General features: G+C 40.2%; 11 protein-coding genes. 7 read left to right on the forward strand and 4 right to left on the reverse strand.

Features of this window, described 5'->3' with window-relative positions:
- Positions 1–2: 2 nt before the first annotated feature.
- On the reverse strand, positions 3–584 hold the full coding sequence (locus QQK05_RS07495) for a DUF4202 domain-containing protein (protein ID WP_284297165.1): 582 nt from the start codon (positions 582–584) through the stop codon (positions 3–5).
- A 223-nt stretch (positions 585–807) separates the two neighbouring features.
- On the opposite strand from QQK05_RS07495, the gene QQK05_RS07500 reads away from it, so the two are divergent.
- Entirely contained in the window at positions 808–2445 is a 1638-nt protein-coding gene (locus tag QQK05_RS07500) for a CTP synthase (protein WP_284297167.1), read from the forward strand.
- An 89-nt stretch (positions 2446–2534) separates the two neighbouring features.
- Complete coding sequence (gene eno, locus QQK05_RS07505; RefSeq protein ID WP_284297169.1) at positions 2535–3833, forward strand: phosphopyruvate hydratase; 1299 nt, start codon at positions 2535–2537, stop codon at positions 3831–3833.
- Between the two features lie 130 nt (positions 3834–3963).
- Here eno and QQK05_RS07510 read toward each other — a convergent pair whose 3' ends face one another.
- A complete protein-coding gene (locus tag QQK05_RS07510; RefSeq protein ID WP_284297172.1) occupies positions 3964–5613 on the reverse strand; it encodes an electron transfer flavoprotein-ubiquinone oxidoreductase in 1650 nt (549 codons plus the stop codon).
- 294 nt (positions 5614–5907) lie between these two features.
- On the opposite strand from QQK05_RS07510, the gene QQK05_RS07515 reads away from it, so the two are divergent.
- The 4 genes from QQK05_RS07515 (at position 5908) to QQK05_RS07530 (ending at position 8854) form a co-directional block, all read left to right on the forward strand.
- Entirely contained in the window at positions 5908–6660 is a 753-nt protein-coding gene (locus QQK05_RS07515; protein WP_284297208.1) for an electron transfer flavoprotein subunit beta/FixA family protein, read from the forward strand.
- On the forward strand, positions 6660–7586 hold the full coding sequence (locus tag QQK05_RS07520; protein WP_284297174.1) for an electron transfer flavoprotein subunit alpha/FixB family protein: 927 nt from the start codon (positions 6660–6662) through the stop codon (positions 7584–7586). The genes QQK05_RS07515 and QQK05_RS07520 overlap by 1 nt, the downstream gene beginning before the upstream one ends.
- A 133-nt stretch (positions 7587–7719) precedes the next feature.
- Positions 7720–8040, forward strand: a complete 321-nt coding sequence (locus QQK05_RS07525) for an SUI1 family translation initiation factor (RefSeq protein ID WP_284297176.1) — start codon at positions 7720–7722, stop codon at positions 8038–8040.
- Between the two features lies 1 nt (position 8041).
- On the forward strand, positions 8042–8854 hold the full coding sequence (locus QQK05_RS07530) for a response regulator (protein WP_284297178.1): 813 nt from the start codon (positions 8042–8044) through the stop codon (positions 8852–8854).
- Between the two features lie 117 nt (positions 8855–8971).
- Here the strand turns inward: QQK05_RS07530 and QQK05_RS07535 are convergent, their stop codons facing one another.
- Positions 8972–9403, reverse strand: a complete 432-nt coding sequence (locus QQK05_RS07535) for an HIT domain-containing protein (RefSeq protein ID WP_284297180.1) — start codon at positions 9401–9403, stop codon at positions 8972–8974.
- Positions 9403–10338 carry a ribosome biogenesis GTPase YlqF gene (gene ylqF, locus QQK05_RS07540; protein WP_284297181.1) on the reverse strand — a complete coding sequence of 312 codons (936 nt, stop codon included), beginning with the start codon at positions 10336–10338 and terminating at the stop codon, positions 9403–9405. Before ylqF ends, QQK05_RS07535 begins: the two co-directional genes overlap by 1 nt.
- Positions 10339–10547: 209 nt before the next feature.
- On the opposite strand from ylqF, the gene QQK05_RS07545 reads away from it, so the two are divergent.
- Positions 10548–10946 carry an ExbD/TolR family protein gene (locus tag QQK05_RS07545; protein WP_284297183.1) on the forward strand — a complete coding sequence of 133 codons (399 nt, stop codon included), beginning with the start codon at positions 10548–10550 and terminating at the stop codon, positions 10944–10946.
- Positions 10947–11599 lie beyond the last annotated feature (653 nt).

The following is an 11599-nucleotide window of genomic DNA, read 5'->3' on the forward strand; positions in this document are numbered from 1 at the left end:
GGTTAAGCTAGCGCTTGGGCAACTAACTTGCCAAGGTGCGCAGGTAAAGTCAATGATAGGGCAATATCTTTTGCCTGTTGCGACATTTTTTTCCACGTTTTTTGCACGATTGAAATTACTTTAGCGTCGTCATGCTTTGCCGCAAAAGGCTCAAAGTAATACATTAAGAAGACTAAGCACGCCACATCTTCTAGTGTTTGTGTCTCTGTATTGGTTCTGAGCTGTTCCTTACGAAGCATAATCCCTGTTTGATCTGCCTGTTCTTGAGAATAGCCATTTTCAACCATTAACGTCATAGCGGTTTCAGCATGAAATGCACCAAGTGCTTTGCGCCATGCATAGTAACCCGCCTTCCCCATCGGGTATTCATTACGAGCAATATGCCAACGTTTTACGTGTTGTGCTCGCACCGCTATTTGCAATAACTCGCTCGCATGTGGCCAGTACGTTGCTAAACATTCACTCATACGCTGACCATAAATCAGCTCCTTTGGTGTCGCCTTCCCTTCAACAATTTCGCTATTAGGATCTTGACGATTAATGTCGTCAATCAGTGTTAAAACACGTGCTAAGTTTTCAGCCATTATTATTGTTTATTCATTGTTTGTAGATTTTTATTTAGTGTACCTTGAATACCTGTAATTTCTAGCGAAAATTTAGCGGAAAAATTACGGAATTATCATCTTCTCTTGCTTGTTGTTCACTCGATGTTTACGTATAATGTCGCCCCGTCTTGCTATACTTGGTTTTTAATTCTAAATATCAAGTTTGGCTACATTTTCAAATTTCCTGACATCTGGGTTTAACATGACGACAAAATATATATTTGTAACGGGCGGTGTTGTTTCGTCTCTTGGTAAAGGTATTGCGGCAGCTTCACTGGCGGCAATTCTAGAAGCACGTGGTTTAAAGGTAACCATGCTAAAGCTTGACCCATACATTAACGTTGACCCAGGTACTATGAGCCCAATTCAGCACGGTGAAGTTTTCGTGACTGAAGATGGCGCAGAAACTGACTTAGATTTAGGCCACTACGAGCGTTTTATTCGCACCAAAATGACCAAACGTAACAACTTTACAACGGGTCGTATTTACCAAGATATTCTTGCCCGTGAACGTAAAGGTGAGTTCTTAGGTGCAACAATTCAGGTTATTCCTCACATTACCAACGACATTAAGCGTCGTGTAATTGAAGGTGCTGAAGGTTACGACGTGGCAATGGTTGAAGTTGGTGGTACGGTAGGTGATATCGAATCTCAACCGTTCTTAGAAGCTATTCGTCAATTAGGTGTAGAGTTAGGCCGTGAACGTGCAATGTTCATGCACTTAACACTAGTACCATACTTAGCCGCTTCAGGTGAAATTAAAACAAAACCAACACAACACTCAGTGAAAGAGCTTCGTTCAATTGGTATTTTCCCTGACATTCTAGTATGTCGTTCGGAAGGCGTTATTCCTGCAAATGAGCGTGCGAAAATCGCCCTATTCTGTAATGTTGAAGAAAAAGCCGTTGTTTCAATGCGTGATGTGGATTCAATCTACAAAATTCCTGCGTTATTGAAATCTCAAGGTACTGACGAAATCGTCGTTAAGCGCTTTAATTTAGATGTACCAGAAGCTGACTTATCAGAATGGGAACAAGTACTATACCAAGAAGCTAACCCTGTAGGTGAAGTAACCATTGGTATGGTGGGTAAATACATCGAATTACCTGACGCATACAAGTCAGTAAATGAAGCATTAAAGCATGCAGGCCTGAAAAACCAAGTTTGCGTGAAAATCAAGTACGTTGACTCTCAAGACGTGGAATCTAAAGGTGAAGAAGTACTTCACGGTTTAGATGCGATTCTAGTACCAGGTGGTTTTGGTGAGCGTGGTGTTGAAGGTAAAATTGCCGCAGCTAAGTACGCACGTGAAAACAAAGTCCCATACTTAGGTATTTGTTTAGGTATGCAAGTAGCCCTTATTGAGTTTGCCCGCAACGTTGCAGGTCTAACTGATGCTCACTCAACAGAATTCAACCCTGAAACGCCTTACCCAGTTGTTGGTTTAATCAACGAGTGGTTAGACGAAGAAGGTCAAGTTGAATACCGTGACGAAAACTCAGACTTAGGTGGAACCATGCGTTTAGGTTCACAATTGTGTCACCTAGTGAAAGGTACCAAAGCATGTGACGTATATGGTAGTGAAACCATTTATGAAAGACACCGTCATCGTTTTGAGGTAAATAATAACTTACGAGAAAAAATAGCGGACGCTGGCTTAGTTTTCTCGGGCTTATCTTCTGATAAGAAATTGGTAGAGATGATCGAGAACCCAGATCATCCATGGTTTATTGCTGGGCAGTTCCATCCAGAGTTCAATTCAACTCCGCGCGATGGTCACCCACTGTTTGAAAGCTTTGTTGCGGCCTCATTTGAGTACAGCAAAAAAGAAACAAACTAAGCATAAAAACCGTAGCCAAGCTACGGTTTTTTTATTGGAATTACAATCAAATTTAGCCCATGCAAGGGCGACGTGTATGAGGAAAAACAATGTCGAAAATTGCTAAGATCATTGCTCGTGAAGTAATGGACTCTCGTGGTAACCCTACGGTTGAAGCAGATGTTTACTTAGAGTCTGGTGCTTGGGGCCGAGCTGCTGCTCCTTCTGGTGCTTCTACAGGTTCACGTGAAGCTCTTGAATTACGTGACGGCGACAAAGCTCGTTACTTAGGTAAAGGCGTTTTAAAAGCTGTTGACGCAGCAAACAATCAAATCGCTCAGGCATTAGTCGGTCAAGATGCACTAGACCAAACTAACATCGATAAAATCATGATCGATTTAGACGGCACAGAAAACAAAGAAAACTTCGGTGCGAATGCTATTTTAGCGGTTTCATTAGCTAACGCGAAAGCAGCAGCAATGGCAAAAGGTGTTCAGTTATTCGAACACATTGCAGACATTAATGGCACACCAGGTCAATACTCTTTACCACTACCAATGATGAACATCTTAAACGGTGGTGAGCACGCTGATAACAACGTTGATATCCAAGAATTCATGATTCAGCCAGTTGGCGCGCCAAGTTTCAAAGAAGCTTTACGTATGGGTGCTGAAATCTTCCACGCATTGAAGAAAGTTCTTTCTTCAAAAGGCATGAACACAGCTGTTGGTGACGAGGGTGGTTTTGCACCTAACCTAGAATCAAACGCAGACGCTTTAGCCGTAATCAAAGAAGCAACTGAAGCTGCTGGTTATGAGTTAGGTAAAGACATCACATTAGCATTAGACTGTGCTGCTTCTGAGTTCTACAACAAAGAAGAAGGCATTTACGACTTATCTGGTGAAGGTAAGAAGTACACGTCTAACGAATTCTCTGATTTCTTAGCGTCTCTATGTGAAGAATACCCAATCATCTCAATTGAAGATGGTTTAGACGAATCAGATTGGGATGGCTTTAAGTACCAAACTGACTTAATCGGTAACAAAGTGCAAATCGTTGGTGACGACTTATTCGTAACTAACACAAAGATTTTAGCGCGTGGTATTGAGCAAGGTATTGGTAACTCTATCTTAATCAAGTTCAACCAAATTGGTTCATTAACTGAAACATTAGCAGCTATTCGCATGGCAAAAGAAGCAGGTTTCACTGCTGTTATCTCTCACCGCAGTGGTGAAACTGAAGATGCAACAATTGCTGATTTAGCCGTAGGTACAGCAGCAGGTCAAATTAAGACAGGTTCATTATGTCGTTCTGACCGTGTTTCAAAGTACAACCAATTATTACGTATCGAAGAGTTCTTAGGTGACAAAGCGGTATTTAACGGTTTAAAAGAAGTTAAAGGTCAGTAATCACCTTTACCGATATATAAAAATGCCGCACTTGTTGCGGTATTTTTTGCCTTTAAAAGCACAAACAAAAAGCCCGTAATCGACGATTACGGGCTTTTTTAATGAGTGACTACCTTGGATAGGTAAGATACTACATATTCGGGTAGTTTGGACCACCAGCGCCTTCTGGCGTTACCCAAGTGATGTTTTGACTTGGATCTTTAATATCACATGTCTTACAGTGGATACAATTTTGCGAGTTGATGACAAACTTGTCGCCTTCTTCCGACTCTTGGATTTCGTATACCCCGGCTGGACAATAACGTTGTGCAGGCTCAGCGTATTTTTCCATGTTTACGGTCATTGGAATCGTTGCATCAGCAAGTTTTAAGTGACAGCGTTGATCTTCTTCATGGTTAGTATTTGATAAGAATACTGAAGACAAACGGTCGAAGCTTAATACACCGTCAGGTTTCGCATACTGAATAACAGGTGCTTCGCTCGCTAATTTTAGCTGTTCGTGATCAAGTGACTCATCTTTGAAGTTAAATGGCAATTTACCGCCAAAGAAGTTTTGATCAATGGTGTTATATGCACCACCAAAGAAGGTACCAAATTTATGCATCGCTGGGCCGAAGTTACGCGTGTTGTATAACTCGTCGTATAACCATGATGCTTTAAAGTTTGCTTCGTAAGTAGTTAAGTCTTTACCACCTTCATCACCTGATACTAATGCATCGACGATAGTTTCAGCCGCTAACATACCGGTTTTGATCGCCGTATGATTACCTTTGATCTTGGCAAAGTTAATCGTACCTGCGTCACAACCCACCATAATTGCACCAGGCATTGATTGTTTAGGCAATGAATTAAAGCCACCTTTAGCTAATGCACGAGCACCATATGAAACGCGCTTACCGCCTTTTAGGTACTGACTAATGGTTGGATGATGCTTGTAGCGCTGGAATTCTTCAAATGGGCTTAAATGCGGGTTTGAGTAATTCAAGTCGATGATCATACCAACAAATACTTGGTTGTTCTCGGCGTGGTATAAGTAACCACCACCACCTGTTTTGCTATCAAGTGGCCAACCTGCTGTATGAACAACTAAACCTTCTTGATGTAATTCAGGATCAATATCCCAAATTTCTTTAAAGCCGATACCGTAATGCTGTGGTGATTTACCTTCGTCTAGATTGAACTTAGCGATCAGCTCTTTACCTAAGTGACCACGACAGCCTTCAGCAAATACCGTGTATTTCGCACGTAGCTCCATACCAGGCATGTATGAATCTTTTTCGTTACCGTTTTCATCAACGCCCATGTCACCCGTTAAAATACCGGCTACCGAGCCATCTTCGTTGTAAATAACTTCTTGAGCTGCAAAGCCTGGGAAAATTTCAACACCCATCTCTTCGGCTTGCTCAGCTAACCAACGACAAACATTACCCATACTAACAATGTAGTTACCTTCGTTATGCATCGTTTTAGGCACGGCGAAGCCAGGTAATTTTGTAGATTTGTCTTCACCATTGAAGAAATAAATATCATCACCTTTTACAGGCGTATTTAAAGGCGCGCCTTTATCTTTCCAATCAGGGAAAAGTTCATTCAATGAGCGTGGTTCAAACACGGCACCAGATAAAATATGTGCGCCTACTTCCGAGCCTTTTTCAACCACACATACCATTAATTCTTGATCTTTCTCTTGTGCTAATTGCATTAAGCGACAAGCTGTAGCCAAGCCTGATGGACCTGCTCCAACGATGACGACATCAAACTCCATCGATTCGCGTTCCATATTTCACCTCTTTTTTATAATAATATATCAATTCAAACACTCGTTTGAATTTAAAACACTTGTTTGATAGTATCAAGTTATTATAAATAATTTGCTGATAAATTCTATCCTGTAAATAACTATTTACTTGATATCAGTCAATTGATAATAAATGTCATGAGGTTTGACTGAGTTAACATTGACGTAAAGGCAAAGTACAGATAGGCTCTCATGCCATATAAAAATAACGACTAACCAGAAAACACACTGGAAAGTTTTCTAACACAGTTTTATACGAAACAAGCAGAGGCGATGATGAAAGTATTAGTCCCGATAAAACGTGTAATTGACTACAACGTCAAAGTACGCGTTAAACCTGACAACTCTGACGTTGATCTAACAAACGTTAAAATGGCAATTAACCCATTTTGTGAAATTGCAGTTGAAGAAGCTGTGCGCTTAAAAGAAGCTGGCACTGCAACTGAAATCGTTGCTGTATCAATTGGTGACAAGAAGTGCCAAGAGCAATTAAGAACAGCTTTAGCATTAGGTGCAGACCGTGCAATCCAAATCGACACTGAAGAAAGCTTAGACTCGTTAAATATCGCTAAGTTACTTCAAAAAGTTGTTGAAGAAGAAGCACCGGGCTTAATTATTTTAGGTAAGCAATCTATCGATAGTGACAACAACCAGACAGGTCAAATGCTCGCAGCACTTACTGGTATGCCACAAGGTACATTCGCTTCTGAAGTAAAAGTTGATGGCGACAAGGTAAACGTTACTCGTGAAGTAGACGGTGGTTTACAAACAGTTGCGTTAAACCTTCCTGCAATCGTGACAACCGACTTACGTTTGAACGAACCTCGTTACGCGAAATTACCAGATATCATGAAAGCTAAGCGCAAGCCTTTAGATGTTAAAGCGGCTGCTGACTTCGGTATTGATTTATCACCACGTGCAACCTTACTAAAAGTTACTCCTCCAGCAGAGCGTCAAGCGGGTGTTGTTGTTGAGAGTGTTGATGAGTTAGTTGAAAAGTTAAAAAATGAAGCGAAGGTGATTTCATAATGGCTATTTTAGTATACGTAGAACACGATAACAGCGAATTAAAAGCTGATACATTAAAAACCGTTGCTGCAGCTCAAGCCATTGGTGGTGACATTGATTTATTAGTTGCTGGTGAAAACTGTCAGGCAGTTGCAGACGCTGCAGCTAAAGTAAATGGCGTTCGCAAAGTATTAGTTGCGGACAACGCAGCTTACACAAACCAATTAGCAGAAAACGTAAGTGCGCTAGTTGTTGAACTTGCCGGTGATTATGACCACATTTTAGCAACGGCATTAAGCGTTGGTAAAAACTTCATGCCTCGCGTTGCTGCTTTATTAGATGTTGCACAAGTATCTGACATCATTGGTGTTGAATCAGCTGATACGTTTGTTCGTCCTATCTACGCAGGTAACGCAATCGCAACAGTACAAAGTTTAGATGCTAAGAAGGTAATTACTGTTCGTGCAACTGCATTCGATGCAGTGGCTACTGACGGCAGTGCAGAAGTTGTTGCACTTTCAAACGCAACTGACGCAGGTATCTCTGCACATGTAAGCGACGAGTTAACTGAATCAGAGCGCCCTGACTTAGGTGCAGCATCTGTGGTTATCTCTGGTGGTCGTGGTATGCAAAACGGTGATAACTTCAAACTTCTTGAAGGTATTGCTGACAAACTAGGTGCTGCAATTGGCGCATCTCGTGCTGCGGTTGACGCAGGTTTCGTTCCTAACGACATGCAAGTTGGTCAAACAGGTAAAATCGTTGCTCCTGACCTATACATTGCCGTAGGTATTTCAGGTGCGATTCAGCATTTAGCTGGTATGAAAGACTCTAAGATCATTGTTGCCATCAACAAAGATCCTGAGGCGCCGATTTTCCAAGTTGCTGACTACGGTTTAGTGGCGGATTTATTCGACACATTACCTGAGCTAGAAAGCAAACTTTAAGATTTAAATCTATAAATTAAAAGCCACCGTTACGGTGGCTTTTTTCTTTCCTATACTTATGAAATGTAACGTGTTGACATTGATTTAAAAATACTTCAATGTGCGCTATCAATTTTCAATGGGTAACCACAAAATGCACAACGATAATAATCTGGTTTATTCAACTGAAACCGGACGTATCAAAGAAGACAAAACGACATCAGTTACACCTAGCGATGGGACTGCAAAAGTACGCAGGGAAACCAAAGGTCGTAAGGGAAAAGGTGTTATGACCATTTCAGGTTTGGGTTTAGAGCCTAAGGCGCTAAAAGATTTGGCAAGTAAACTAAAGAAAACTTGTGGTTGTGGCGGAAGTGTTGTCGGCGAAACAATTGAAATTCAAGGCGACAAACGAGAGCAAATCAAGACCGTGCTCGAGAAAAGCGGTTTTAAAGTAAAATTTATTGGCGGTTAACATGGTATCAGAAGTAGACGGTGTATCATTAGCAGATTTATCAATTTTATTAATTGAGCCTTCTGACACTCAGCGAAAAATTATTGTAAAACAGTTAAAAGATCAGGGCATTGTTGATTTAGCAGAAGCAAAAAATAAAACACAAGCGCTCGAAATCATGAATACTCACCCTCGTGATCTGGTCGCTAGCTCAATGTATTTTGAAGATGGAAGTGCAATAGACCTGCTAAATGAAATAAGAAATCATCAAGCATTGTCTGACACCCCTTTTATGCTGGTAAGCAGTGAGATTAAGCGTGAGAGCCTTGAAGCATATAAGCAAGCTGGTGTTGTCGCTATTTTGCCTAAGCCATTTGAATCATCTCACCTAAAGGCTGCCTTGAAGAACACGGTTGATATTCTCAATGTTGAGGAAATGGACTTAGCGTTATTCGATGTTAATGACATTCGTGTTTTGCTTGTTGATGACAGTAAGTTGGCTCGTAAACACATCAAGAAGGTGCTAAACAACTTAGGGCTGATTAAAGTTACCGAAGCAGCTGACGGTCAAGAAGCAATCAATATATTGAACGATCAGATGTTTGATTTAGTCGTTACTGATTACAACATGCCTGAAGTAGATGGCCGCGAATTAGCACAGTTTATTCGAACAAGCTCACAACAGTCGCATTTACCTATTTTAATGGTTACCAGTGAGAGTAACGACACCCACCTTGCTAATATCAAGCAAGATGGCGTAGATGCGTTATGTGATAAACCTTTTGAAACTCAATACGTGAAGAAACTTTTATTTCAGTTACTCGATCACGATTAAGTTGACGTATTCCTATTAAAAAAGGCAGCGATATCGCTGCCTTTTTCATTTATTCACATATACGTTAACTAGTATCAATATTGAGTTCACGACCCCATTAGTATCAGTTAACGTTGTTTATTCTACAATTGAATCCAATGCACTGAGTAATTTCGCCTTGATATCATCGAATTTCTCACTCGTGTAACTCACACCTTCGCTTCGTCCCCAAACAGGATGAGGCCAGTCTATATCATCTTCAAACCTAACAATATGGTGAACATGTAGCTGCGGGCATATATTACCAAGTGCTGCCACATTCATCTTTTTACCACCAAAAATTTGCATCATGACTTCACAAACCATACTAGACTCATTTAAAAACTGTTGTTGGTCTTGCCAATCCATTTGATAGATATCTAAAACATCGTCTACACGAGGGATTAGAATGCACCAAGGGTGATTGGCGTTATTCATTAACACAAGCCGACAAAGAGGCAAGTCTTTAATAAACAACGTATCGGCTGCCAGCATATCGTGTAACTGAAAAGACTGAGTTGCGCTCATCATTATTTCCTTTTGTTTTTACGACCACGGCCACGCGCTTTTTTCCGAGCTTCGCGTTCGGCCACTTTTTTCGCTTCTAGTTCATCAAAATAAATAATTTCTTTTTCAACCATTTCTGGCGTTTCAAATGAAATAGCCCCTAGGGTTTTATCACGGATTTCATTGATCAGAATCTCTGAGGCTTTATGAAAATCAACCATACCACCACTTCGAACACAACCTCGTTTACGGCCAATCTCTTCGATTAATTCGATCTCTCGTTGTGGCACATCATCAAGCTTATAGCGCTCGCTTAAGCGTTTAGGGTACGCCTCTATGAGGTAATCTGCAGCAAAGCAAGCTATGTCTTCATGATCAAATGCCGTATCTTTAACAGCACTTGTGATAGCTAAACGATAACCACTATTTTCGTTAACGATCTTTGGCCAAAGCATACCTGGCGTGTCATACAAATATAGACCTTCCTCAAGTCTTATGCGTTGTTGCCCTTTAGTAACTGCTGGCTCATTGCCAACTTTTGCTTTAGCTTTACCAACTAATGTATTTAATAACGTAGACTTACCAACATTCGGAATTCCCATAATTACCGCATTAATTTGCTTACCAGCTTCATCTTTGTGGGGTACTAACTTACGGATAATACTTGGGATTGTTTTTGCTAAGCTAGGGTTGTCAGTTGTTAGTGCGATAGCTTGCACATTATGTTGGCTCGCTAAATAATCCAACCATAGCTTAGTAATACTTTCGTCGGCTAAATCAGATTTATTTAAGATCTTAATAAGTGGTTTATCACCTCTTATTTCAGTTATCATTGGGTTTTCACTGCTAAATGGCAGACGTGCATCACACACCTCAATGACTACGTCAATTTGTGGCAGTATTTCTTTAATTTCTTTTTGGGCTTTGTGCATGTGCCCAGGGAACCAGTTAATCGCCATAGTTTTACAATTTACTCTTCAGATAGTTAAAGAAATTTTATCAATATTCACGAAGAAAGTCCGACAAAGTTTTGGACTAAAAAATAATTAAATTAAAGCTTAAATACTAAGGCAACTATATGCTATATTTGACCGATGTAAAAACATACCATATAGTTAGACACCTTATACGAATAATTTCGTTTAACTAAAAATTACAGGAACGAGAAATGTCGAGAAAAAATCGAAGTCATGACGTCGAAGAATCAGACGTAGATATGACGCCAATGCTTGATATCGTATTTATCTTGCTTATTTTCTTCATCGTAACGACTTCATTCGTTAAAGAAGAAGGCTTAATGATTTCAAAGCCAGAAAAGAATAACAATCCACCTGACAACCCATCTCCAACAATCGTTGTTAAGATCACTGATCAGGGTTTAGTTAACTTTAACGGCAAAATGGTTGACATCGAACGTTTACCTGCACGTATTGAAAACTTCCTAGCGAAGAATGAAACAAGCACTGCGGTAGTTATCCCTGGTGACGACACTCAATACGAACACGTTGTGAAAGTTATTGACCAAATCAAAACATTTAACCAACTTACTATAGCAATTGGTAAGTAGGTAAAACAAAGCTTTAAAAAACCCGACAATGTCGGGTTTTTTTATATCTTTAATAAAGTAACCAAAACCCAAGTTGTTAGTAAATAACAAGCCAACCACAAGCAAAATAACAATTACTACTAATCAATGTAAACAACACCGAGAGTAAGAATTATCCGACAATGAAGGATATGAACTACCACTAACATTACAACTCTGTAAGACGAGATTTGACGAATAATAGCGGAAAGCTAAAAGCTGCCTCTACCTTAAACCTAACAAAGATTTCCTAGCTACATAGTGTAGTTTATTTGCCATTTACTAATGTCGACTTACTTTGTTACGCCACTGTGCACATTATTTGATCTTACATACGCAGATAATAGAACCACCTAGAGGCCATCACAGAACATCTATACGCTTTGAACGTTATCTACATGGATTTGAATGCGTAAGCACGATAGCTTCCATTTTATTACGTTTGAGCATATCTCCTTGAGTATACATATAGAAGAACAATGGAACACAGAAGGCAATATCAAGAGTTAATGGTATAACAGCAAGATATTCTCTTTGAACATCTCCATTCTTTCTCTACTGACGTAATAGGATTTACTAATATCGAGGTGCTCAGCATGGCAAAGAGCGACCAAGTAGGTCAGTTTTTACAATGC

Origin of the sequence: Thalassotalea loyana (genome assembly GCF_030161435.1) — a bacterium.
In the GTDB taxonomy this organism is placed as follows: domain Bacteria; phylum Pseudomonadota; class Gammaproteobacteria; order Enterobacterales; family Alteromonadaceae; genus Thalassotalea_G; species Thalassotalea_G loyana.

Excerpts from the sequence above, each read along its gene's own strand:
- QQK05_RS07520 (WP_284297174.1), top strand. The coding sequence starts at position 6,660 with ATGGCTATTTTAGTATACGTAGAACACGATAACAGCGAATTAAAAGCT.
- QQK05_RS07545 (WP_284297183.1), top strand. The coding sequence starts at position 10,548 with ATGTCGAGAAAAAATCGAAGTCATGACGTCGAAGAATCAGACGTAGAT.
- eno (WP_284297169.1), top strand. The coding sequence starts at position 2,535 with ATGTCGAAAATTGCTAAGATCATTGCTCGTGAAGTAATGGACTCTCGT.
- QQK05_RS07515 (WP_284297208.1), top strand. The coding sequence starts at position 5,908 with ATGAAAGTATTAGTCCCGATAAAACGTGTAATTGACTACAACGTCAAA.
- QQK05_RS07535 (WP_284297180.1), bottom strand. The coding sequence starts at position 9,403 with ATGATGAGCGCAACTCAGTCTTTTCAGTTACACGATATGCTGGCAGCC.
- QQK05_RS07510 (WP_284297172.1), bottom strand. The coding sequence starts at position 5,613 with ATGGAACGCGAATCGATGGAGTTTGATGTCGTCATCGTTGGAGCAGGT.
- QQK05_RS07500 (WP_284297167.1), top strand. The coding sequence starts at position 808 with ATGACGACAAAATATATATTTGTAACGGGCGGTGTTGTTTCGTCTCTT.
- QQK05_RS07525 (WP_284297176.1), top strand. The coding sequence starts at position 7,720 with ATGCACAACGATAATAATCTGGTTTATTCAACTGAAACCGGACGTATC.
- ylqF (WP_284297181.1), bottom strand. The coding sequence starts at position 10,338 with ATGGCGATTAACTGGTTCCCTGGGCACATGCACAAAGCCCAAAAAGAA.
- QQK05_RS07495 (WP_284297165.1), bottom strand. The coding sequence starts at position 584 with ATGGCTGAAAACTTAGCACGTGTTTTAACACTGATTGACGACATTAAT.
- QQK05_RS07530 (WP_284297178.1), top strand. The coding sequence starts at position 8,042 with ATGGTATCAGAAGTAGACGGTGTATCATTAGCAGATTTATCAATTTTA.